The organism is Sphingobacterium spiritivorum, assembly GCF_016725325.1.
In the GTDB taxonomy this organism is placed as follows: Bacteria; Bacteroidota; Bacteroidia; order Sphingobacteriales; family Sphingobacteriaceae; genus Sphingobacterium.
In genome coordinates, this window is the sequence record NZ_CP068083.1 from 2,999,494 (window position 1) to 3,023,606 (window position 24,113).

The window sequence follows — 24,113 nt, forward strand, 5'->3', positions numbered from 1 at the left end:
TAATTAATCCGCCTTTAACCAAAGATCATTTTCGAAACATTGCAGTTGCTTTACTTTCCCATTTGCAAAAGAAAATGTCAAGGGAAAAGTACCATCTTCATTGAGAAAGAAAAATTCCGAACGAGGAGAAAAGGATACTATACGATTATCCCATAATTGAGTAAGAAGCAGCCCTTGTGCAGAAGGTTCAATTTTAATTTTTAAATTATTGTCATTCGCCATCAGATATATTCCGGCAAATTGTTTCAATTGGGATAAGGAGAGGGTGGCAATTTTTGTGGGATTAAATAATACACGCTGACATAAAATCCTGTTCAAAATCTTTGCTCGGTTAAAATCACCCAAACTGTCCTTTAAAAACTCTATAGCATACCCTTCTATCTTTGACGAAAAGTTACTTTCACCTGAGCGAATAAGCTGATATTTTTTTTGATCCCATAGTTGAGTTGCATAAAGTGTATCATCTTGCTGTTCGAAAGAAATAAAGGCTACTTTATTGGGCAACTGATAGTAACCTTGAAATTCCTGTAAAGGGATTTGTTGCTGCGGGGATTCCCGAGTTGCTTTAGCCTGTGCGTAAGTGAAATTTGGATTTAAAAGCCATAGACCTGTAATAAGGCTCAAAGTCACCTTAGTAATCTGGTGGATCGAAATCGGTTGAATGCGTAATTTGATTCGCTGTATCATAATTTTTTATGTTGATATAATACAAGAATAGATCTTTTTGACAGATCAGATGTTCGAACGGATGCAGTTGAACAAACTCAACCTAAAAATATTTATGAGGAATTGTTACTGTTATGGATTTTAATATACTCTGTAGGTGTAACTCCGGTTATTTTCTTGAAATTACTGTAAAAAGTAGTTCTTGAATTGAAGCCGGCTTGTATTGCAATTCCAAACATATCGAGTTGTTTGGCTTTTTCTGATACGAGCAACTTCTTTGCTTCTTCCGTACGGAGTTCATTGATAAACTGATAGAAATTTTTTTCTAATCCATTATTTATGATGTAAGAAAGATCGTGAGGGTTGATGCCGATTTGATTGGCTAGAGTTGATAGTGTCAGGCTGGGATCAAGATACAGTCTTTCATTTGTTGTTTTTTGTACCAATTTATTTTTTAATACTTCGACCTGTTGCGGGGTAAGTCTTTCTTCGGTTTTATCTTTTTTGTTTCTGGTTTCGAACATTAGATTCTCTTCTGATTCTACAGTATAAATTGACCGCTGTGTTAAGGTTGCATATGCCAAGGCCAGTGTGCCAATGAAATATAGGATTGGAGAAGTAAAGGTAAAGGCTAAATGAATAAAAGCTAATAATCGCACTATTATAAGAAATAATACGGCTATTAAAAGATATTTTAGCCAGATCATATTAATCTTTTCGGAATAGGAAGAGAGTTGCTGAATATTTTTATGATGTCTATTTAGAAGTCGGAAACAGGCGATCCAATAAAAGATACATTGCGCAAAGAAGAAATATTTAATAATAAAAACCAACCCCTGTGGTAATTGTGGCGGATTTATGTCTGCATTGAAAAATGCAGGCATAAGATAGATAACTGATAGGAGAAGGAAAGCTAAAAAGGGAATAAAATGCAAGATCCAATGTTTGACTGCTGCGGAGGGTCTGACCATATAATGAATAGCCATATATAAGCAAGGAAGAATCGTCCAGCGGGGAAGCTCAAGTAGATGTAGCAATATTTTATAGTCAACACGAAAACCTTCAAGAAAAAGCTGGGTAAACATGGCTGCTGTCAGATAATAGAATGTACTCAACCAGCGATCTGCATGAACATTTGTTCGGTTAACGCCCAAAATGATCAAGGTGCCAAGGAGCAAAAGTGCACCGGCGGAGAAAGCATGAAATGTAGAGGTTATATGGATCATGATTAACAGTGACATTCCTTTTGAATGGTGAATTTAAGCATAATCTGTCAGATGAAGTTACATCATCCAGATAGGCACTCCAATCCAGCCATTTATAGTTAGTAGTGCAACGAGATAACATAAGAAGAAATTATTGAAAGCTAAAAATAGTCGCAACCACCAACGCTCAATTCCTGACCAACGCTTATAGAGAAGAAAACTGCTTAGGACAATTAAAATAGCGAAAATGAGCATGCCCGTGAAAATTGATAAGGTGGTTGCATTGAATGAGGCAAATAATTCTTTGTGACCGGCATCTGTCAAACCCATTATACGGTAAGCCAATAGAAAACAGACTGTACCGACAATGGGTAACAGAGGTATACAAAGATCTATTAATTTCATCTTTTTAAATAGAGTAAGAAATATGGCCACCATGCTATAAACCACATAGATCAAAATTGCTGCTAATCCGAGGTAGATTGGGAGTTTTTGTGCCAATATGGAAGTGTGTGATACTTTACGATAGAAACTGTTGCCATAGCCCTGAAAAAAGGGATGACCTTCGGAATCAAGGGCTAGTATAAAGGATGGCAGAATATCTCCTTTTAAACGAAACATAGCATTACCAACATGAATAAGAGAGTCTATTTGGCCGTTATCCCTTTTGACAATAAGCTTGTCGTTACTTACACTCTGTAATTCAATCCCGCTAAATATACGTCTATAGAATTCCCAACGTTCGTTTTTCGGATTCATAAACTGATAATAACCCAATAAAGGCTCTGTTTTTTGTTTATCAATAGGCATGTTAACTAATTTGGGCGCAGAGAGGTCTCCTGTCAGATAGTCTTCAATTTCCACAGAAACCGGCCACATATTGACTACACTGTTGGCCGCGATGGCATATGCCAAACCAGCTTCCCGGTTAAAGAATATCCAGGAAACGAACCCTTCGCCTTTTCCATTATGCCCCCGGAAGCTTATTTTTTTGTTATTTGGAAAAAGGTCATTTCCTAAGGCATAACCTGTCTGCAGTCCAGCATGGCTGGCTAGAGTGCTGTGGATAGTTTCCATTTCATTTAGATTGACATTATCCAGAAGTCTGTTGTCCGGATGACCATTAAGCAGATAATACATAAATCTGGCCATATCTTCCGCGTTTGAAACAAGTCCACTGCTGGCTCCATTTCCGCTGAGCTTATAAAGGGGCATAGACCTGTAATTTCCCTTTTGATAGTTATACCCTTTGGCGAATTCAGGCAGGGGAATACCTTGACGGTCAAATAGGCTGTTTTGCATGTGCAGCGGTATAAAAAGACTTTGTGTTAAATATCTTTCCCAAGGCATGCCTGAGACTTTTTCAATAATATAACCCAGTACATTATAGCCAGGATTAGAATAAGACATCATAGTTCCCGGCTTCCAGCGAACTGTAAGTGAATTACTGACGGCCTTGATTGCGTCTATACCATGAAGGTCTTTTTTACTTACATTTATCATACTGTTAAGCTGTACATCCTCAAAACCAGCAGTATGTTCCAGTAAGTGCACCAATCTGACAGGGTCTGTGGCTTCCCAACGATTGGAAAAAGGAATTTCCGGAGCTATATCTCGAATCCGGTCGTTGAGTTTGAGCTTTCCGCTAGCGACCATTTGCTGTATGCCCATAGCTACAAAAAATTTTGTAATTGATGCTAAATGAAACTGAGTGTGTTGATCTACAGGAAGTTGTTGTTCAAGGTCTGCGTATCCAAATCCGCCTGAAAATAAAATACTATCTTTTTTTACAATAGCGACCATAAGGCCAGGGATATGTTTTTTTTGTATTATGGTATCCAATCGTCTGCAGAGTTGGTCTATGCCGAGATTATAATTTGAAGTACTCCCAAGCTGCGCATTTACATTGGAACAGATCAGCATCGTGAGTATAGCGATAATGAAGATATTCAGTTTGATCATATGCTTTTTCTTTTTTGTAAATTTGCAATGATATTGGTCAAGAGTGTCCGTTTCCATCCAAACGGATATATACGTAAACTTCTAAGTGCTTTACGAGTTTATATTTGTCTGTTATTAGTTGGAATACATGTTAATAACAATTTTATGAAAGGCTTAAAAATACTTCTGCTTTTTAGTCTAATAGCATCGTCATGAAGTGATGAAGAAGAAGAAGACGCAATTGGAGATTGTTTTGGTCAATCTATTTTAGTTGATGTTCGCCATGAAACTACTGCGAATCTTTTTCAGATCAACTTTAATGTTACCAATGCTGTGATCATACTATTGACAAGTCAATCAGATGAGATTTTGGAGATGTGATTTATTTAAACGACAGATGGCAATACGACGAGTCAACCTATGCAGAATCGGGAACTTATACCATAATAGCAAAAGTGGGATTAAATAAGGGCGTATGTTATTTTGATATTAAATAAACCGTAACAATTAAATGAGAAAATAGTACGTAATAGTTTATTTCGGCAATATGTAACAAAATCTTATTTAAGAATATTGCCAGAAACCGGCTATTACTTCTTCGGATATATTGTTTTTATACAGATACAGTCCTCCATACATAAAAACATAGTCAGATTCTTCAGCATATCCTTCTTCTTCTATCTGTAAAAAGAAGGAATAATTATCCTTTTCCAACTGTTCATAATAATAACTTTTGGGTTGAATAAGACGAGGCTCTCCTCCAGCTTTTAGAAATAAAAAATCACTTTCGTTTACTGTGGAGTACTTACTTATGGAATGAATTCCAAGTGAGGAAATAGCCTTATCTGTTCTGTCTCCCATTTCCGAGTACTCATGTTCTATTACCTGTATAGCTATATTGGGATAAATATTGTTTTCTAAAAGCACATCAAAATTACTATGTATAAGTATAGAAAGCATTTTATCTGGTTTTTCCGGGTGATGGATAACAGCATAGAATTTATAATCATCAGGAATATTGTTTTCGATTATTTCAGGAGGTTTGCCTCCTATTCTTGCATTTAGATTGTTGGTATATGTTAAGCAAGATGCATAAAGTTCCTTCATAATAGTTATAATATCTTTTAATCTGATTTAGAGCTTTGTTGAGTATTGTAGCGGAAATAAAAATATTATCTCTTTATTTTTCATTTTCTGCACCTAATTTACTCCAAATTCATATTCTAATTTAATGAATTTAAGCAGTTTTTTAGAAAGATTAATCTGCAATATTTTGTTATTTAGACATGTCAAAAAACAAAAGGATATTATGAAACAGAATATTTATGATGATAACGGATTCTTTGATGAGTATGGAAAAATGCCTCGTTCTAAAGAGGGGTTGCAAGCCGCCGGAGAATGGCATGTTTTAAAAACAATGTTTCCTGATTTTACGAATAAAGATGTGCTTGATCTGGGCTGTGGATATGGCTGGCATTGTATATATGCCAGTCAAAAGGGAGCAAGAAATGTAATTGGAGTGGATCTCTCTTCAAAGATGATCCTTAAGGCAAAGGAGAATTCTGCGGGACTCGATATTGATTACCGGCAGATGGCCATTGAAGATATTGATTTTGCACCGGAAGAATTTGATATAGTAATAAGTTCATTAGCTCTTCATTATATAAAAGACCTGGAGACTGTTATGCAGAAAGTGAATCATTTTTTGAAAAAAGGCGGGAGTTTTATCTTTTCTATGGAACATCCGATATTTACAGCCCGAGCGGAGCAGGATTGGTATACGAATGAGCTAGGTATACGCTTGCACTGGCCTGTTGATCATTACCAGCAGGAAGGTAGAAGAAATGCAATGTTTCTTGGGCATGAGGTTATCAAGTATCACCGAACAATGGAGACCTTGTTAAATGGAGTCATAGCAGCTGGATTTACGATTAACCGAATAGCAGAACCCAAGCCTTCAGAAGTCCTACTAGAAGAATTTCCTGAGATGAAGGATGAATCCAGAAGACCTATTTTTATTCTTATTTCCGCCACAAAGAATTAAAGGAATTGAGGATCCGTGTAAGTAAGTAATTGTTTGAGAAAATAGCCTGTATAAAAGAGGCAGCTCTTTCGAACTGCCTTTGTTTTATAGTTTATTTGCTTTTACCGTGATTTCTGCGATATCCAGAACCTGGATTTCCGCTTCTTTGTCTTTTATTTTGACACCATCGCGAAGCATGGTCATACAGAATGGGCAGGCAGCCGCTACTATCTGTGCTTCTGAAGCTATAACATCTTCTATTCTTTCAATATTAATGTCTTTATTTCCCGGTTCGGGTTCTTTAAACATCTGAGCTCCACCTGCACCACAGCAAAGACCATTGCTGCGGCATCTTTTAAGCTCTACAAGCTGGCTGTCCAGTACTTCAAGAACCTTGCGTGGAGCTTCGTATACTTCATTCGCTCTACCCAGATAACACGGATCGTGATAAGTGATTTTCTTTCCCTTAAACTCATGTCCGTCGCTTGGCTTTAATTTTCCTTCGTCTATCAGAGACTGAATCAGCTGGGTATGGTGTATAACTTCGTAGTTACCTCCCAATTGCGGATATTCATTTTTAAGGGTATTGAAACAGTGTGGACAGGCTGTTACGATTTTTTTTATTTCATAAGCGTCGAGTACCTGAATATTAGTCATTGCCTGCATCTGAAACAGGAATTCATTTCCGGCACGCTTTGCAGGATCTCCTGTGCAACTTTCTTCAGTCCCCAGAATGGCATATTTGAGTCCCACATGATGCAGAATCTTACATATATCTCTGGTGATACGTTGCGCACGTTCATCAAAACTTCCTGCACAGCCTACCCAAAATAATATTTCGGGAGCTTCGCCTTTTCCGGCCAATTCGGCTACAGTAGGTATGTGTAATTGCTCTTCCATAGTTGTTGAATGATTTATTGATTCGCCCAGTTTGCTCTGTCAGCCTGTGCATATTTCCAGGGAGCACCATTGTTTTCCAGATTACCGAACATGACATTGATGCTGGAAGGAGCCTGGGATTCTTCCATGACAGCATACTGTCTTAGGCCCATAATGATTTCTAATGGATTAATGTTTACCGGGCATTGTTCTACACAAGCATTACAGCTTGTGCAAGCCCATATTTCTTCTCTGCTTATATAGGTGTCCAAAAGAGACTTGTTGTCCTCTGCAACGCTACCATTCTTGTCTATATTCTTACCCACTTCTTCCAAACGGTCTCTTGTATCCATCATAATTTTGCGTGGAGAAAGGAGTTTACCCGTCATGTTTGCCGGACATGCTGATGTACAGCGTCCGCACTCCGTACAGGTGTATGCGTCCAGGAGATTCTTCCATGTGAGATCCTGTACATCTTTGACTCCGAATCTGGAAATTCCATCAGTAACCGGAGGAGTAAAGGAGGGATCAAGCATAGCTTTGACTTCGTTGGTTACCGAAACCATATTTTCGAACTTGCCTTTAGGCTCCAGCTTGCTGAAATACGTATTGGGGAAAGCCAGTATGATATGCAGATGCTTTGATACAGGCAAATAATTCAGAAATAGTAATACACCTATGATATGAAACCACCAGCAGCTTCTTTCAATGGCTATCAAAGCAGAGGGACTATCCGGTAGAATACCCATTAACCAGGAACTAACCGGAAACAAACCCGCCTGATGATAGTGACTCACACCTGCCAGCTGAAGCTTGTGGTCTGCTGCATTCATAAAAAGAAAGGCTGCCATCAGCAGTATCTCTGTAATAAGAATCAGATTAGCATCTGTCTTTGGCCAGTTATTCAGTTCCTTTTGTTGCAGGCGCTTTATCTTTAATACATTTCTGCGGATAAAAAAGATAACACAGGCTGCTAATACACTAAATGCTAATAATTCGAAAGCATAGATCAGGAAATTATAAAAACCGCCCATAAAAGAAAGTACACGATGTGTACCGAAGATACCATCGATTATAATTTCTATCATCTCAATATTGATAATACAGAAACCTGCATATACAAAGAGATGGAGCAGGGCAGGAAGAGGTTTTTTGAACATTTTCTGTTGTCCAAAAGCAACCAGTAACATGGTTTTCAACCGTTCACCCGGGCGGTCGAAGCGATCTACATTTTTTCCCAAACGTATATTGCGCCATATCTTACGGGCATTGCCCGTGAAAAAAACTATGGCCGCAATAAAAAGAATACTAAAAATGATTTGACTGATCATAACTGTTCAAAATCAGGTGTAACACAAATATAAAATAAATTAAATACTATGCTTGCATAATATTTAATTTATAATGGTTAAAAATAAAAGCCAACTGCATGTATGATTTGTAAACATTGAAAAATAAAAACAAGAATATATGAGAAATAGTTTTGAGATATGGATTTGAATCTTTAGTTTTGAATATTATTTTTAATGAGTCTAAATAAATATAACAAAGTATCATAAAGATTCCTATCGTTAGGAGATACTGTTTAGGAAGACTTAATATAGTAGAGACAAAAGATATTTAAGCATATGTGTCAATCCATTTTATTGAGTGAAAAAGGAACTACGCATGTAAGTCTGTGCAATAAGTGTCAAACCTTTTACATTTGGCAATCTTCATTTGTATTGACTTTTACAAGACGTCAGTTTGAGACTTTTGTAGAAACGACATTAAGTCAGGGTAACGATCATTGTTTTGTGAGTTTTCCTGATGGTGAATTCAGACTATTATTGAATACACCATGTCCGGAGATTGTTTTCAATTTCAGAAAAGAGGAATGGGATGACTTTGTAGAGGCTCTGACAGAATCATTTTATATGCAGGAAGTATATAGTATGATCGAAAAGTCTTAAAAAATTAAGTCCTGGGCTGCTTTTTTTATCATCGTGAGTGAGTTTTACAGTCTCCAGGCACAAATGTTCAGCACAGCTTCCTTACTTATACTGATCTGATTAAATTGTTGTTTTCTCTCTCTCTTTGCAACAATTAAATAAGCACTAGGATGAGTATTTAAGTAGGGGGGATGGCGCTGAGAAGGGTAGGTTGGTAATTGACAATAGTTCTAAACAAAAAAGACAGCTCATATTTATGAGCTGTCTTTTTATTATAAGGTTTTCCGTCTTATTTTTTTGCCGGTGTTGTTGCTGCTGCAGGAGCTGCAGTAGTAGAGATTCCTAACTTAGATTTTACCTCAGTAGTCAAATCATCACCACCTGCAAAGTAAGGAATATTAGTGCTTGAGATATCAAATACATAAGCATAACCTTTTGCTTTAGCGATATCGTTAACTGCAGTCATTACTTTTCTTTCGATCGGCTGGTACAATTCTTCTTGTTTTTTACCAACTTCTTCCTGTGCTAAACGTTGTACTTCATTGATACGTGTTTCGATATCACGAAGTTGTGTACCTAACGTATTCAATTCCGCATCAACAGTTTCTTTGTTAGCTTCGCTGCGGTTGCGCATTTTTTCGTTTGCATCAGTTTGTTTCTTTTGGTATTCCGCATACATACCTTGCAATTCTTTAGTTTTGCTGTCATTCAATGTTTTAAGTTGATCCTGAGCAGCTTTGAATTCTGTAGTACCGGAGATAATATCTCCAAAGTTGATATGTCCGATTTTTTGTTGAGCATTTACCAATTGAGTTGAGAAAAGCAATCCCGCTGCCAATGCTGCACTTTTTACTAAATTTTTCATTCTTTTGATTTTAATCTTTGGTCTTATCCAATTGTGGGAATAAGATAATTGTTTATTTTTTTAAAACTATGATACCTTTTAATTGCACGTCGCAATGATAATAAAAAAAACTTATTTTACAAGCGCTGCGTCTGGTTTAAATCCTAATTTAGTAATGACTTCATTACTTTTATCCAGTTTTGGATTTGCATACAGGAATGTCACTTCATTTCCTTTATCCAATACGATGTCTAAGCCTTGATTACTGGCAAGATCCTGAATAGCTTTTGCTACCCGATCCTGAATAGGTTTGATCAGACGGATACGTTGCTGATAAAGCTCACCTTCATATCCGAATTTCTGACGCTGAAATTCTTTAGCTTCTTTTTCTTTCTTAACGATTTCATCTTCTCTACGGCGACGCATGTCCTCGTTAAGTAATACCTGATCGTTTTGATAAGCTTTATACAATTTTTCGATTTCACCGTATTTGGCGTCTACCTGTTCCTGCCATTGTACAGAAAGGTCATCCAATTGTTTTTGTGCGGAAACATATTCAGGAATATGTTTTAGAATATATTCCGAATCCACATATGCGAAACGTTGAGCAAATGTAGCAGTCGTAGCCAACGTTAAAAAGGCGATAATAGCTATTATTTTTTTCATTTTTATCTAGATAAATCGTTAAACATTTCTCTTTGTTGTTATGGACAATATTTATTCCAAAAAGTTTAATGGAATTAAAATCCTCCCATATTTTGCATGATACTAAACGTGAAGTTTTGTTTCCATGAACTTTCAGGTAATCCCGGGATCGGATCAAATGCATGACCGTAGTCAATACCCAGCATACCAAAGATAGGTAAGAAGATACGTGCACCCACACCGGCAGTACGTCTTACTTTGAATGGATTGAATTCACTGAATTTGTTCCATGTGTTACCTGCCTCTGCAAATGCCATTACGAATACTGTAGCCTGATCATTTAACATTACAGGATGTCTCAGCTCGATCTGGTATTTTGTATAGATAGGGCTACCGGAGTTGATGGCAATCTGCTGGAAGTTGTTAGGTGTACTCTCCGGAATGATTACACCATTGGCATATCCTCTGAGTGCAATAATCTCAGAACCCTGAAGAAAGTCAAATCCTTGCATACCGTCACCCCCAAGCTTGAAACGTTCGAAAGTAGAAGTCTCTGTTTTGTTGGTGTAATTTCCTAAGAATCCGAATTGAGCCTGAGTTTTCAGGACCAGTTTACCCGCAATTTTGATATACCACTGTGAATCAAATTTCCATTTGTGATATTCTGTCCATTTGTATTTCTCTTCCTGAGGAGCTGTTTTGTAATTGATGTTGTTCCATGCAGAGTATGGAGGCGTCAACTGAACAGAGAATTTGATGTTTGAACCTGAAGTCGGATAAATAGGGGCATCCACTGAATTACGACTGATTTCCTGCGTGATGTTCATATTGTACGCTGTACCGTTTGAGAACAGGAAGTAATTACCGTAATTCTGTAATTTGTAACGTTGGAAAGACAATGAAGTGTTGATCTGGAAGTAGTTATCAGGCCATTCCAGACGCTTACCTAATGTTGCCGTTACCCCTGTCATCCAGATACGTTGTAATTCGGAATCTCTTACCATTTGCTCTCCTGTATAGTAGTTGAATCCACCATATGAAGAGTTAGATGTATAGGCACTTAATCCAAAATAAATAGGCTTTTTACCACCTAACCATGGATCTGAGAATGAGAAACTATAGGACTGGTAGCGTTTACCTGACGTTTGTCCACGGAGGCTTAGCTTTTGTCCGTCCCCACGAGGCAATGGTTTCCATGAACTTTTGTCAAAGAAATTGCTGGTAGAAAAGTTATTAAAGGTCAAACCTAAGGTACCAATGATCTGTCCAGCTCCGTAACCACCTGATAGCTCTACCTGATCGGAAGGTTTTTCTGCTACATTGTAAAGCACATCTACTGTACCTTCAGCATGGTTAAGATTAGTTGGTACAGGGTTTGTTTTCTGTTCATCAAAGTTACCAAGCTGTGCAATTTCACGTACACTTCGCATAATCAGATCTTTCGAGAATTTCTGACCCGGCTTAGTATATATTGAACGTAATACAACTTTGTCATTTGTTACATCATTTCCTTTAACGATTACATTATTGATCGTGTACTGAGCTCCTTCGTACATACGGATCTCCAAATCAATGGTATCGTTATATACTCTGGTCTGAACTGGATCTACTGAGAATGTCAGGTATCCGTCATTCATATATAAGGAAGAAATGTCATCACTGTTACGGGTGGGACCTGAAAGTTTAGTGACCAATTTTTCTTCACTGAATACATCTCCCTTTTCAATACCAAGGATTATATTCAATACAGAGTCTGAATATTTAGAATTACCTGACCAGCTGATATTACCTACATAGTATTTCGGACCTTCGTAGATTTCCATGTCAATGGTTACTTCATTGGCATCGAATTTTTTTACCGAATCACTGATGATTTCTGCGTCACGATATCCCTTGTCATGTAATTTGGCTACTAATTTTTCTTTAGCTTCCTTGTATTTTTCATCTTTGAATTTACCTGGTCCGAAGATCCGGTACCATTCTCTTTGTTTTACCCCTTTCAGCGCCTTTCTCAATGCACGTTGTGAAAACTCTTTATTACCCGTAAAAGTAATCTTACGGACTTTCACCTTTTTGTTGCGCTGTACGTCTACCACAAGGATCTCATTGTTTACCTGTGCAGTATCTTTAAGCGTTTTTGTCGTGATATCAGGATATAAATAGGCTTTTTCTCTCAGGAAGCGTTGTATGGTAAAACGAGTTGTATTGATCAGGTTCTCATTTACGATTTTACCTGTGTTGCTATTGAGACGTTTCCGAACTTCTTCTGTCTGGCTTTTGCTCAGACCATTGATGTCAATGCGGGTCAGACGCGGACGTTCCTGCACTCTGATGTTAAAGAAGATGTTGTCTCCGTCTACGCGATCTGCATATAGCTGTACATCATCAAACAGACCCTGAGCCATTAAATTTTTAATTACATTGGCTGTAGCATCACTTGGTACTTCGATATGCTGACCAACAACCAGTTTGGAAATGGTGATTAATACATCATTGTCCAGGTATTGTGTACCTGTGATTGTAACACCGCCAATTACATAATCTCTGGGAGTCAAATAACTAATTTCATCAGGGTTACTTAAATTAATTGGTTTATTGCCGGTGATTTGCGCTTGGGCAGAATAGGAATAAACCGAAGAAATAAAAGTTATTAAAAATACTATACGCTTCATCTATGAATTTTTATCGATGCTAAAGTACACCAATCTGTTGTTAAATTTTGTTAAAAGAAAATATTGCTAAATTATTATCTAACAATGGTATTTTGCGTGCAAAGTTAAGAATTAAGATTATAATTGTTCACTTGTTTTTCCGAATCGTCTTTCCCGTTGCTGATAGTTATAAACACATTCATAAAGATCTTCTCTGGTAAATTCTGGCCACATTTTTGGAAGAAAACTCAATTCAGAATAAGCAATTTGCCAAAGCAGGTAGTTGCTGATACGTTGCTCACCGCTTGTTCTGATCAACAGATCCGGGTCAGGCATATTTTTGGTATATAAATGATTCGCAAAAATCTTTTCATCAATAGCATCAATATCAAGGTTACCTTGCATCACCTGTTTGCAGATTTCCTTTGTAGCATCGACGATCTCTTTTTGTGAACTGTAGCTCAAAGCGAGTGTAAGCACACAAGTGTTATTCTGTGCTGTTAATTCCATGGATTCTATGAGCTTCGCACGACAGTTTTTAGGTAGTTTGTCAATATCGCCTATCGTATTGAGACGTATTCCGTTATCCTGAAATGTTTTGATTTCTTTACTTAGGGTAGTGACCAGTAATTCCATCAGAGCAAGTACTTCTAATTTTGGCCGGTTCCAGTTTTCAGTAGAAAAAGCATACAATGTGAGGTAGGGGATACCTAATTCTACAGCTCCCTCCATAGCTTCCCGAACTGCGGACACTCCGTTCTGGTGTCCGAATATTCTTAATTTACCTAATCCTTTAGCCCATCTTCCATTGCCATCCATAATGATGGCAACATGCTTAGGCAAATTATTACGGTCAATTTTATCTTTGATATTCATGTTTTTATTGAATTGTGCTGGCTTACCACCAGTAACATTTTTGGCTGATAAAGGTATAGGTTACCGTCAAACCAAAAGTCATATATGCGTCATGCGGACGACCATCTCCGCGAAGTTTCCCTTTATTTGCTTCCCAGTTACCGGATCTGTCTGCGAGACTTTCCCAGACAAGCGGATCTATCTGTTGTTCGATCCCTTCTTTCATACTGGTCGCATAGTTTCTGTTTACGTTATCAATATTATCTGACAATACTACCCGATAATTTAATTCTGCTCCTACACTCCACGGGCCTTTGATATTGTATTTAAATCCTGCTCCAAATGGTATTGCAATTGCAAATTTACTGTATTTTCCGGGATTATTAGCCGCATCATATTCCAATTGCAGATCGCGGAGATCATATTTTTCTCCTGTGCTGAATTTGACATACGGGTTGTGATAGATGGCTGCTACTCCTGCAAATATATAGGGGGTGTATGCCAGTTTATTTTTGCCGGGAACAAATCTGAAGAAATTGAACTCGCCAATTGCCGAAATTTCTACTACTTTATTTTGAAAAGCGAGATTCCGCTGAATTTGACGTTCGTTACTGCTATTGGCATCTGATCCGAACAGATGCAGATAGTTGATGCCTCCTTTTACTCCCCAGGTGGGATTAAAGTTGTATTTGCCGGTCAGACCGCCTCCGAGACTTCTGAAATACAGCGGATTGCCGGGGTTGATATCCCCCATATATCCTGTTGTTCCCAGATTGGCACCTAATTCCCATTGCTGGGCAGAAAGGTTACAAATTGGGAAAAAACAAATTAGGACTAATAAGCTATAGAAAAGTCTTTGCAAAATAGTTTTTTTGCGGTAAAGATAATGTATTTCAATCAATAGCATTGTATAAAAAGTTGTTAAAATACATTAAAACAAAAGGCAATACCTGTTAAACTCCTAATAATTCCGCACATCTATTCCCCACAGCAACTTTTCTCTTAAGGTGCTGAAATAGCCTTCTTTATCTAACCGGATAAGGTTAATAAAGAATGGAGCCTTTTTTATTTTCAGTTTTGTAGTAGTAGAAAGGGTGACACTCTGTGAGTCACAGCTTAAGATGTATTTTCCGGTACGGCTTTCAATTTCCAGATCCAGCTCAAAATCTGAAGAAATAACGATCGGTCTTACATTCAGGTTATGGGGTGATATAGGAGTAACGACAAAATTGCCACTTCCGGGCATAATAATCGGACCACCACAGCTTAGCGAATATGCTGTAGAACCCGTAGGGGTAGCAATAATTAGTCCGTCTGCCCAGTAGGAATTCAGTAGTTCACCGTTGATATGGGCATTGACCGTGATCATGGCTGAACTATCATATCGAAAAACGGTAATATCATTTAATGCGAAGTTTTTTCCTTCAAAAAGTTTTTCTTCATCTGACTCTACGGTCAGCAATGCACGTTTTTGCAACGTGTAGGCATTATTGAGAATCTGAACAAGTGCTTTTTCGATATCGGTTTTGTTGATGGTGGCTAAAAAACCAAGACGTCCAAAATTAATACCTGCAACAGGAAGACCTGAATCCTTTATAATAGAAACCGCTGAAAGCATAGTCCCGTCTCCTCCAAGACTCAGCATGAACGCTACATCTTTGGGAATATCTTCATGACTGGTAAATGTGCTTAGATTATCCGGACAGGAAAATTTACTTTTTAAAAAATCGTAGAAATCTGCATAAATGCATATTTCCAGTTCCTTTTTCTTTAAAAAGTCAAACAATTGTTGTACATACGACAGAACCGAAAGGTTAAATTCTCTTCCGTAAATCGCTATTTTCATACTTACTATATCTGTAGCAATTCCGTATTGCTATTTGTAATTTTTTTCAAAGATGAGAAAAAAGTACGCTAATACTAAATATTGAGGTAATTCATAAGCAGATCGTACCGCTGTTGCATGTCATTTTCATCATTACCATCATTAAATGTCGCTTTTACAACATAGTCAAATCTCCAGAGTGTGGCCACTAATGATGAAATATTCGTTTTGTTGACTTTTATTGTCAATTCAAGTTTGGATGAATCCGGTAATGTTTTTACTGCGGTACTCAGAATGCTGGCATTATCCGACTCTATAATATGAGCGATATGCGACAAAGCATTATCTTTAGCTCCTATTTCCAGTACGATTATCGCGCCGGTTTCATTATTGGATTGTAAACTGTTAAGGGCCTGCAGTACGTCTTGTGCTGTAATTACGCCTACATAACGATTGTCTTTATTCAGAATAGGTAGCAGCTCTGTTTTATAATTTGTCAGATACAGCATTGCATCATACACATGCTGATATTCATATAGATACAGAGGGGCAAGATTCAGTTTGAGGTTTTTGATAATATCCGTTTCATCTTCATGATTCAGAAGTTCATCTTCACTAATCATTCCGATGTATTCTTTATTTGAAACAACGGGAAGATGAGACAGGTGAAATTCACCTACCTTGTCTAAACCCTTCTGAACAGTGTCTGAAGGACTGACTTCACAGAATTTTTGAGATAGTATTTCACCGATGTACATATGCCGTGTTGCTTTTCAATATTAAACACTCAAAAAAGGAAAACGTTTAATCTTACCGTGGTATTTGTACGAAGTTAAGCAATATGTGAATATATGCAAATAGTAAGAAGAGTATTTATATGGTATTTAAAATTTATGTGACGATACAAAAGAGCGTTGGATTTTCACTATTTTTACATTTCATTAGCGTATCGACTATAGCAACTATATGCAGCAGGAAGAACAAAAGAAGTTTATTGAAGTAAGAGAAGTAATTCGTAAAAAGAGTCCTAAACTGGCAAAATGGATTCCATCTCCGTTTATCAGTTATCTGGAAAGGGTGATTCATGAAGATGAGATCAATTATATCATGAATAAATTTGAGGATCGGTACGGATTGGATTTTGTAGATGATTTGCTGAAAGAACTTGGTGTAGAAGTCGTATTGGAAGGGGAGGAGCATATTCCGTTAGAGGATAGTGTGATCTTTGCTTCTAATCACCCTTTGGGCGGACTGGACGGTGTAGCTTTCATGCATGCCGTAGGAAGATATCGTAGAGATGTCAAATTTTTGGTTAATGACATCCTTTTGAATATTAAAAATTTACAGCCACTTTTTATTCCGGTTAATAAATTGGGTACGCAGGGTAAAAACGGGATAGAGATGATCGAAAGGGCCTATGGAGGCGAAGATGCTTTGCTTGTGTTTCCTGCCGGGCTGGTTTCCAGAAAGCAAAATGGAAAAATCATGGACCTGGAATGGAAAAAGAGTTTTATAAACAAAGCAAAAAAATATAAAAAGGATATTATTCCTGTGTATATTGAGGGGAAGAATTCCAACTTTTTTTATAATTTTGCTCAACTCAGACAGAAATTGGGTTTGAAAGTAAATCTGGAGATGTTGTATCTTCCGGATGAAATGTTTGCCCAACGTAATCACCGTGTAACTATCAAGATCGGAAAAAGAATTCCCTACACGCATTTTGATACATCAAAAAGTGAGAAAGTGTGGGCAGAAGAAGTGAAACAGTTGGTCTATAACATGGCTGAGGTAAAAAAATAATCTATGCAAGAAATTATTGCTCCTGTTGACAAAGAATTGATAAAGGCTGAACTTACAAAGGAGGCTTTTGTACGCTTTACCAACAATGGAAATAATGAAGTCTATGTAATCAATCATCATAATGCGCCGAATGTAATGCGTGAAATTGGACGATTACGTGAAGTAACGTTCAGAGCAGCGGGCGGAGGTACGGGCTTATCTATTGATATTGACGAAAATGATACAAGCGAAGATTGTTATGATCAATTGATCGCCTGGAATCCGGAGGAAGAAGAAATCATCGCCGGATATCGTCTTATTAAATGTTCAGAGGCAAGTTGGAAGGATGGCGTGATCAATCTTTCAACGGCTCATTATTTTAATTTTTCGGAAAAATTTATTTCGGAGTATCTTCCGTATACAATAGAACTAGGGCGGTCTTTTGTGCAACCGCGTTTTCAACCTGCAATTGATAATCGGAAAGGTATCTTTTCATTGGATAATCTATGGGACGGACTTGGCGCTTTGGTAATGCTGAACCCGGAAATCAAGTATTTATTTGGGAAGGTCACTATGTATCCGCATTATAATGTGGAAGCAAGAGATTTGTTGCTCTATTTTATGGAGCATTATTTTCCGGATCCGGATAAGTTGGTGACACCTATTCGTGCTGTCGGTTATAAAACAGATATGAGTCAGTATGAGGGTATGTTCGACGGACTGGATTACAAGGAAGGATATAAATTGCTAAACTCTAAAGTGAGAGGCATGGGCGAAAATATTCCTCCTCTCATCAACACATACATGAATTTATCGCCAACGATGAAATCATTTGGCACAGCCCGTAATGATGAATTCGGTGAGGTGGAAGAGACAGGAATTCTGGTCACACTTGATGATATCTATCCGGTTAAGAAAGAGAGGCACATGTCCACTTTTGAAAGAGATAGTGAATATGGAAATCCTAAGAAAAAGAAATAAAAAAGAAAAGCGCTTGTTTAAAGCGCTTTTCTTTTTTATTGGGGTTTCCGTAACATATCGATGTGGGGAATACCATCTTCCAGGTACTCTTCTGATGCTTGCTTAAAACCGAAGCTCTCATAGAATGCTTTAAGATAAAGCTGCGCACCTATACGTATATCTACTGCTCCGTATTGATCCATGATCGTATCTACTGCTCTTCGCATCAGCTCTCTGCCAATTTTCTGTTTCCTGTATGCCGGATTAGACAATACTCTGCCGATGGATACTTCTTTAAAAGACACGCCTGCAGGTACTATTCTGGCGTAGGCTGCGATATCATTGTTGATCATAGCCCACAGGTGATCACATTTTTGATCTTTGTTATCACAATCCAGATACGGGCAGTTTTGCTCAACGACAAAAACTTCATTGCGAAGCTTTAGTATCTGATAGAGCTGATTAACGGACAGCGCATCAAATGTTTTATAAAACCAGACTGGTGTCATATCTGAACTATTTTAGCATATTAGGAAAGTAAACTTTTTACAACTTCGGAAATGGTTCTTCCGTCTGCCTGACCTGCAAGCTTCTGATTGGCTGCACCCATTACTTTGCCCATATCTTTGACAGATGAAGCTCCGGTTTCCTGAATGATTTGTTTGATGATGGATTCTACTTCAGTGCGATCCAGTTGTTTCGGCAGATATTCTTCGATGACGTTTTGTTCTTCTACTTCTATCTGATAAAGATCTTCACGATTTTGTGTTTTATATATTTCTGCTGACTCTTTGCGCTGTTTTACGAGTTTCTGAAGCACTTTGATTTCTGTGTCTTCAGATAATTCCTCACTACCGCCTTTTTCAGTTTTGGCGAGTAGAATAGCAGCTTTTATTGCTCTAAGTCCACGAAGTTTTGCATTGTCTTTCGCAATCATAGCAGCTTTGATATCCTGATTTATTTTTTCTTCTAATGCCATATTATTTATATTTAATGTTTGTATTTATTCTTCTCCTCTGTGTACGATAGTACCTGTTGCCTGTGCGGCAGGCATGATCAGCAGATCATTGATATTGACATGTGCCGGGCGTGAAAGTACAAAAGCGATGGTTTCTGCTATATCTTTTCCGGAAAGCGGGGTGATATCTTTGTAGACAGCAGCAGCCCGATCTGTATCTCCGTGAAATCTTACTTCGGAGAATTCTGTCTCTACCATTCCAGGATTTATTCCGGTCACTTTAATGCCTTTAGCTAACAAATCTATTCGCATAGCTTTATTTAGGGCATCTACTGCATGCTTGGTTGCACAATATACATTTCCATTTGGATAGACCTCTTTGCCTGCAATAGAACCTAGATTGACAATATGGCCTTTTTTACGGGATTCCATGAAAGGTACGACTGTACGTGTCACATAGAGCAATCCTTTTATATTTGTATCGATCATCCGGTCCCAATCACCTATATCTCCATTCTGGATCGGATCCAACCCCTGACTGAGTCCTGCATTGTTGATCAGGACATCAATATTTTTCCATTCTTCCGGCAGATTATGAATAGATAACTGCACTTCTTCAGCATTTCGGACATCTAATTTGAAAATATAGATGCTGCAGTCTGGATATTGAGCGGAAATATTCTGTTTTAATTCCTCCAATCTGTCTATTCTTCTAGCGCATAGCAGCAGGTTATAGCCTTCTTTTGCTAATACTTCAGCACAGGCAGCACCGATTCCGGAACTGGCCCCTGTAATAAAAGCGATTTTTTCCATTTTTAATATTATTGAAAGATCAAACTAAAGTATACGTTGCGGATCAATGTTTTGTCCAGCGGTCGCATAAATTTGTTGTTAACTGACAGAGGATGGTTCAGGTCAAGTACATTACCAAAACTTTGAGAAAATTTAATTTCAGGAGACACTTTAAAGTGGGTAAAGAAAATATCTGCTCCTATGCCTGCTTCCCACGAAAGATAATCCGGTTTGATGATAATGGGATCAGGAGATTGTTGGTTACTGGCCATCAGCGCATCATAATCATCATTTAGCTGACTCCATTTTGTCCATTTTACTCCCGCAATCATATATCCTCTGTATCGGTTGAACTTGTTTTTCAGAATTTTCTCATCTGAACGGAATTTGAGACTTAACGGGAATTCAAATGAATTGAAATTTGTTCCTCCTTCTGATCGCGTAGTGTGTCTGGTTCTTCGGGTCAGTGTTTTTTGTGTACTCCCATCGTCATTTGTTCCGGTATAAATGATACTGGAATTGTTTATGAATACAAATGTCGGACTTAAGGTAGTATAAAGATTATCTGTGATTCGCAGATGCATCGGAATGCCTACACCCATTCCATGACCTACACCTGATTTGATAGATCTCAGATCTTTTATTTCGTTGATATTTCCCTCAGGATAATCTAACGGGTAGCCGGACCAATCTTTCTTTAATCCCATGACATACCGGGAATTGACATAGGAATACTGTATACCAAAGAGGAGTGTAGCATTCTCGTCATATCGGGATGAAAAAGGCAATGAGATAGATTGCGCACTTACTAAAAAGGGCAAAGTAACCAGACCAATTAGAAAACTGAGTTTTTTTATCATTTTGTAGAAACATAAATGGTACATACACCAAATGTCTGAGGACGTATGATTGTTTCGGAAAATCCGACTTCTTTCATAATAGCGGCAAATCGGTTTCCATCGGGAAACTTAGCCACTGATTCCGGAAGATAAGAATATGCACTGCTATCTTTCGAAAACAATTTGCCTATAAATGGTGTGACATTATGGAAGTAAAAATTGTACAGCTGTTTGATCGGGAAGGATTTAGGATTTGAAAATTCAAGAATAACCGCCTTTCCTCCCGGTTTGAGTACCCGACAAATATCTGCAAGCCCTTGTTCCAGATTTTCAAAGTTGCGTACACCGAAAGCTACAGTTACTGCATCAAAAGTATGGTCTTCAAACATCAGTTTTTCTGAATCTCCAAGTTGAACTTCAAATTGCTGCTGCAGACCTTTGTTTGTAATCTTTTCCTGTGCTACCTGTAGCATTCCTTCCGAAATATCTACACCTATGATTTTTTTAGGATTTAGAATCTTAATGGATTCCAATGCAAAATCTCCTGTTCCGGTTGCTACATCCAGCATAAGTTGGGGGTGAATCGATCTGAGAGAGCGGATTGCTTTTTTACGCCAGATAATATCAATACCTAAGGACATAAAATGGTTCAGAAAATCGTAAGTCTTGGATATATTGTTGAACATATCTGCAACTTGTGTTTTTTTGTCGCCTTCTGCGTTTTTATATGGCTTTAAAGTGGATGATTCATTTGTCATAGTTTACAAAGATACAATATTATCTTGCAGCTAGTGACGTCCTGTTTTAGAAATATTTTTTCATTATTATTCTATAAGTCATTGACTGTTAATCGCTACAGAGATTAGCTGTATATAGTGCTTTAATAAGGTGAAATCAGTTTGTATAATTTTATGTTGTTAACAAACGCTAAAGTTATCCACATTTACATAACAATTTGATAATTTAGCAGTTATAATAGTAATTCACATTTTGTCAACACTTGCTGTTGATAACTAGGTCGCGGTAAACGGTCTGTATCAACAGTTTTTAGTATGATTGTTGAGGCAACTTTTAAGGCTGTGTACAACTCTTTGTTTGGACCCAAAGTATTTTTTATACTTTTGTTATCCCCAATGCGAGAGTAGCTAAAATTCTCAACAAAGGATTTCAAAATATTTAATCATCGACAAACAAACGCAGGTCCTCAACATGAGCAACGAAAACGAATTTTCAGGCAATAAATTTGACAGCAATAAGCGGGCAAATTACGGAGAGCGCCGGACACGTCTCAATAATCTGGTCAGTGGGTTGGGCAAATTGCCTCCACAGGCAATTGATTTGGAAGAGGCTGTTTTGGGTGCTTTGATGCTGGAGAAGAATGCGTTGAGTGAGATTATTGACATCCTGAAAGCCGAATCGTTCTACAAGGAGGCCCATCAGAAGATTTTTGAAGCTATTTTCAACCTGTTTCAGAAAACTTCGCCCATTGATATTTTAACAGTGATCACCGAATTACGTAAGATGGGAGCATTGGAAATGGTCGGAGGAGCATATTACATTACTTCTCTTACTGACCGTGTAGTATCTGCCGCCAATATTGAGTATCACGCCCGAATTATATCTCAAAAGTATATTCAAAGAGAGCTTATTAAAGTTTCGACAGAAATTATCAATAGTTCTTATGATGAGACGGCTGATATTTTTGATCTTCTGGATCATGCGGAGAAAAGTTTGTTTGATATTGCCCAAAACAATTTAAGAAGAGATTCCCGTAAAATGGATGACATTATGCGTGAGGCTATTTCTTCTTTAGAATTGTTGAGGGATAAAACTGATGGTCTGACAGGGGTTCCTTCCGGTCTGACCGCTTTAGATCGCATGACTTCTGGCTGGCAGCCTTCGGATCTGGTTATTATTGCGGCACGTCCTGCGATGGGTAAGACGGCTTTCGTACTGTCTGTAGCGCGTAATGCTGCTGTGGATCATAATAAGCCGGTAGCGGTATTCTCGCTGGAGATGTCTTCGGTTCAGTTAGTGAATCGTCTTATTGCCGGTGAAACTGAAATTGAACAGGAAAAACTTAAAAAGGGTAACCTTGCGGATCATGAGTGGCAACAGTTACATTCCCGAATCGGGCGCCTGACGGAGGCTCCACTTATTATCGATGATACACCTGCTCTTAACGTATTTGAGTTCCGTGCCAAATGCCGTCGTCTGAAAGCGCAACACGATATTCAGATGGTTATTGTCGATTATCTGCAGCTGATGCACGGTAAATCTGAAGGCAAGGGTGGAGGTAACCGTGAGCAGGAAATTGGTAGTATCTCACGGGCATTGAAGTCTGTTGCTAAGGAATTGAATATACCGGTATTGGCTCTTTCACAGTTGAGCCGTGCTGTAGAATCCCGTCCGGGAAACAGTAAACGTCCAATGCTTTCCGATTTGCGTGAATCGGGATCTATTGAGCAGGATGCGGATATGGTACTCTTCCTGTATCGTCCGGAATACTATGGTCTTACCGAAGATGAGGAAGGACGTCCTACAGCTGGTGTCGGGGAGGTTATCATTGCAAAACACCGTAATGGTGAAACGGGTATTGTTCCTTTACGTTTCGTTGGTAAATTCGTGAAGTTTGTCGATCTGGAAGACGAATTTTCAGGTATGGGAGATGCCGGTGGTTTCGGTGCGGAGCCGACAACATTTTCTTCATCAGCGATGAATCCTTCCACTTCATTTGAAGGATTTGGGGGAGGAGGTATCACGATGCCTTCGCGTATGAATGATATGCCGGACGATGCTCCTTTTTAATCCTTCAGGTAGATTTAATTAATATTAATTTTAGTTGTAAGGGTATTCCTTCCTCTTCATGCTCAAGGCTGTTCAGCTATTTCTTTAGCTTTCTGCAACGCCAGAGGGAATGTCTTGTTCATACTTTCTTTATATTCTGTCAGTGTATCAACTTTCACTACGAGTATAGTCTTTTTTCCTTCCGGATGAAGTTCGTATATTTCATATAACTCTCCCCATTCCGGATCGTGATTGGGAACTTCCTCAAAATTGACTATCTCACCAAGATGCTGAAACGATATATAATCCGGATAGTCAAGTTTGTTGATCAGGCTGTACATGCCATCTCCCCGCGGAGTCAGAAAGTGAATCGTATTTCCTTCTTTAAAATCTGAAATCTTATAATAACTTCCCTGGCTGAATACATGTGTCCAGACTTTGTAGCTTTCTTCATCCCAAAGCGTTTGCCAGATTTTTTCGGGTGTTGCATTGATTTCAATGCTGTAGGTTAGTGTCGTCATAGCGAAATACGT

General features: G+C 38.1%; 24 protein-coding genes. 5 read left to right on the forward strand and 19 right to left on the reverse strand.

Annotation, left to right across the window (positions count from 1 at the left end; translation table 11 throughout):
• Nucleotides 1–3: 3 nt before the first annotated feature.
• The 4 genes from I6J02_RS12500 to I6J02_RS12515 all read right to left on the reverse strand — a co-directional run bounded on the left by I6J02_RS12500 (nucleotide 4) and on the right by I6J02_RS12515 (nucleotide 4,919).
• Nucleotides 4–687, reverse strand: coding sequence for a hypothetical protein (locus I6J02_RS12500; RefSeq protein WP_201678220.1), 684 nt, complete (start codon nucleotides 685–687; stop codon nucleotides 4–6).
• A 92-nt stretch (nucleotides 688–779) separates the two neighbouring features.
• Nucleotides 780–1,907, reverse strand: a complete 1,128-nt coding sequence (locus I6J02_RS12505) for a helix-turn-helix domain-containing protein (protein ID WP_201678221.1) — start codon at nucleotides 1,905–1,907, stop codon at nucleotides 780–782.
• A gap of 42 nt (nucleotides 1,908–1,949) precedes the next feature.
• Nucleotides 1,950–3,833, reverse strand: coding sequence for a serine hydrolase domain-containing protein (locus tag I6J02_RS12510; protein ID WP_201678222.1), 1,884 nt, complete (start codon nucleotides 3,831–3,833; stop codon nucleotides 1,950–1,952).
• A 543-nt stretch (nucleotides 3,834–4,376) separates the two neighbouring features.
• Nucleotides 4,377–4,919, reverse strand: coding sequence for a hypothetical protein (locus tag I6J02_RS12515; RefSeq protein WP_201678223.1), 543 nt, complete (start codon nucleotides 4,917–4,919; stop codon nucleotides 4,377–4,379).
• A gap of 202 nt (nucleotides 4,920–5,121) precedes the next feature.
• On the opposite strand from I6J02_RS12515, the gene I6J02_RS12520 reads away from it, so the two are divergent.
• Nucleotides 5,122–5,856: a class I SAM-dependent methyltransferase gene (locus I6J02_RS12520; RefSeq protein WP_201678224.1), complete on the forward strand. Its 735-nt coding sequence runs from the start codon at nucleotides 5,122–5,124 to the stop codon at nucleotides 5,854–5,856.
• Between the two features lie 84 nt (nucleotides 5,857–5,940).
• Here the strand turns inward: I6J02_RS12520 and I6J02_RS12525 are convergent, their stop codons facing one another.
• A complete protein-coding gene (locus tag I6J02_RS12525) occupies nucleotides 5,941–6,735 on the reverse strand; it encodes a (Fe-S)-binding protein (protein WP_201678225.1) in 795 nt (264 codons plus the stop codon).
• Nucleotides 6,736–6,749: 14 nt separating this feature from the next.
• A complete protein-coding gene (locus I6J02_RS12530; RefSeq protein WP_201678226.1) occupies nucleotides 6,750–8,045 on the reverse strand; it encodes a 4Fe-4S dicluster domain-containing protein in 1,296 nt (431 codons plus the stop codon).
• Between the two features lie 297 nt (nucleotides 8,046–8,342).
• Here I6J02_RS12530 and I6J02_RS12535 point away from each other — a divergent pair, with 297 nt between their 5' ends.
• Complete coding sequence (locus I6J02_RS12535; RefSeq protein ID WP_003005210.1) at nucleotides 8,343–8,666, forward strand: hypothetical protein; 324 nt, start codon at nucleotides 8,343–8,345, stop codon at nucleotides 8,664–8,666.
• A gap of 268 nt (nucleotides 8,667–8,934) precedes the next feature.
• Here I6J02_RS12535 and I6J02_RS12540 read toward each other — a convergent pair whose 3' ends face one another.
• The 7 genes from I6J02_RS12540 to I6J02_RS12570 form a co-directional block, all read right to left on the reverse strand.
• Nucleotides 8,935–9,510, reverse strand: coding sequence for an OmpH family outer membrane protein (locus I6J02_RS12540; RefSeq protein ID WP_201678227.1), 576 nt, complete (start codon nucleotides 9,508–9,510; stop codon nucleotides 8,935–8,937).
• Between the two features lie 111 nt (nucleotides 9,511–9,621).
• The gene (locus I6J02_RS12545; protein ID WP_201678228.1) at nucleotides 9,622–10,155 is read right to left on the reverse strand and encodes an OmpH family outer membrane protein; all 534 of its coding nucleotides are present in this window, start codon (nucleotides 10,153–10,155) and stop codon (nucleotides 9,622–9,624) included.
• Between the two features lie 74 nt (nucleotides 10,156–10,229).
• The gene (bamA, locus tag I6J02_RS12550; protein ID WP_201678229.1) at nucleotides 10,230–12,806 is read right to left on the reverse strand and encodes an outer membrane protein assembly factor BamA; all 2,577 of its coding nucleotides are present in this window, start codon (nucleotides 12,804–12,806) and stop codon (nucleotides 10,230–10,232) included.
• 117 nt (nucleotides 12,807–12,923) lie between these two features.
• Nucleotides 12,924–13,661: an isoprenyl transferase gene (locus I6J02_RS12555; protein WP_201678230.1), complete on the reverse strand. Its 738-nt coding sequence runs from the start codon at nucleotides 13,659–13,661 to the stop codon at nucleotides 12,924–12,926.
• A gap of 22 nt (nucleotides 13,662–13,683) precedes the next feature.
• Complete coding sequence (locus I6J02_RS12560; RefSeq protein WP_201678231.1) at nucleotides 13,684–14,547, reverse strand: DUF6089 family protein; 864 nt, start codon at nucleotides 14,545–14,547, stop codon at nucleotides 13,684–13,686.
• Nucleotides 14,548–14,601: 54 nt separating this feature from the next.
• Nucleotides 14,602–15,486 (reverse strand): NAD kinase, encoded by an 885-nt coding sequence (locus I6J02_RS12565; RefSeq protein ID WP_201678232.1) that lies wholly within the window; start codon nucleotides 15,484–15,486, stop codon nucleotides 14,602–14,604.
• Between the two features lie 74 nt (nucleotides 15,487–15,560).
• Nucleotides 15,561–16,223: a CBS domain-containing protein gene (locus I6J02_RS12570; protein WP_201678233.1), complete on the reverse strand. Its 663-nt coding sequence runs from the start codon at nucleotides 16,221–16,223 to the stop codon at nucleotides 15,561–15,563.
• Between the two features lie 208 nt (nucleotides 16,224–16,431).
• On the opposite strand from I6J02_RS12570, the gene I6J02_RS12575 reads away from it, so the two are divergent.
• Together I6J02_RS12575 and I6J02_RS12580 are read left to right on the forward strand one after the other, a co-directional pair.
• Nucleotides 16,432–17,265 carry a 1-acyl-sn-glycerol-3-phosphate acyltransferase gene (locus I6J02_RS12575; protein WP_201678234.1) on the forward strand — a complete coding sequence of 278 codons (834 nt, stop codon included), beginning with the start codon at nucleotides 16,432–16,434 and terminating at the stop codon, nucleotides 17,263–17,265.
• A 3-nt stretch (nucleotides 17,266–17,268) separates the two neighbouring features.
• Nucleotides 17,269–18,225, forward strand: coding sequence for a GNAT family N-acetyltransferase (locus I6J02_RS12580; RefSeq protein ID WP_201678235.1), 957 nt, complete (start codon nucleotides 17,269–17,271; stop codon nucleotides 18,223–18,225).
• 35 nt (nucleotides 18,226–18,260) lie between these two features.
• On the opposite strand, the gene I6J02_RS12585 is transcribed toward I6J02_RS12580, so the two are convergent.
• Genes I6J02_RS12585 through ubiE form a run of 5 tightly spaced genes read right to left on the reverse strand, consistent with a single transcriptional unit; the run spans nucleotide 18,261 to nucleotide 21,551 of the window.
• Nucleotides 18,261–18,713, reverse strand: coding sequence for a GNAT family N-acetyltransferase (locus tag I6J02_RS12585; RefSeq protein ID WP_201678236.1), 453 nt, complete (start codon nucleotides 18,711–18,713; stop codon nucleotides 18,261–18,263).
• A gap of 20 nt (nucleotides 18,714–18,733) precedes the next feature.
• A complete protein-coding gene (locus I6J02_RS12590; protein WP_201678237.1) occupies nucleotides 18,734–19,183 on the reverse strand; it encodes a GatB/YqeY domain-containing protein in 450 nt (149 codons plus the stop codon).
• Between the two features lie 24 nt (nucleotides 19,184–19,207).
• Nucleotides 19,208–19,975, reverse strand: coding sequence for an SDR family oxidoreductase (locus tag I6J02_RS12595; protein WP_201678238.1), 768 nt, complete (start codon nucleotides 19,973–19,975; stop codon nucleotides 19,208–19,210).
• A gap of 8 nt (nucleotides 19,976–19,983) precedes the next feature.
• Entirely contained in the window at nucleotides 19,984–20,814 is an 831-nt protein-coding gene (locus tag I6J02_RS12600; protein ID WP_201678239.1) for a PorT, read from the reverse strand.
• Entirely contained in the window at nucleotides 20,811–21,551 is a 741-nt protein-coding gene (gene ubiE / locus I6J02_RS12605; protein ID WP_201678240.1) for a bifunctional demethylmenaquinone methyltransferase/2-methoxy-6-polyprenyl-1,4-benzoquinol methylase UbiE, read from the reverse strand. The genes I6J02_RS12600 and ubiE overlap by 4 nt, the downstream gene beginning before the upstream one ends.
• 451 nt (nucleotides 21,552–22,002) lie before the next feature.
• On the opposite strand from ubiE, the gene dnaB reads away from it, so the two are divergent.
• On the forward strand, nucleotides 22,003–23,601 hold the full coding sequence (gene dnaB / locus I6J02_RS12610) for a replicative DNA helicase (RefSeq protein WP_201678241.1): 1,599 nt from the start codon (nucleotides 22,003–22,005) through the stop codon (nucleotides 23,599–23,601).
• 62 nt (nucleotides 23,602–23,663) lie between these two features.
• Here dnaB and I6J02_RS12615 read toward each other — a convergent pair whose 3' ends face one another.
• Complete coding sequence (locus I6J02_RS12615; RefSeq protein WP_201678242.1) at nucleotides 23,664–24,101, reverse strand: SRPBCC family protein; 438 nt, start codon at nucleotides 24,099–24,101, stop codon at nucleotides 23,664–23,666.
• Nucleotides 24,102–24,113: the final 12 nt, after the last annotated feature.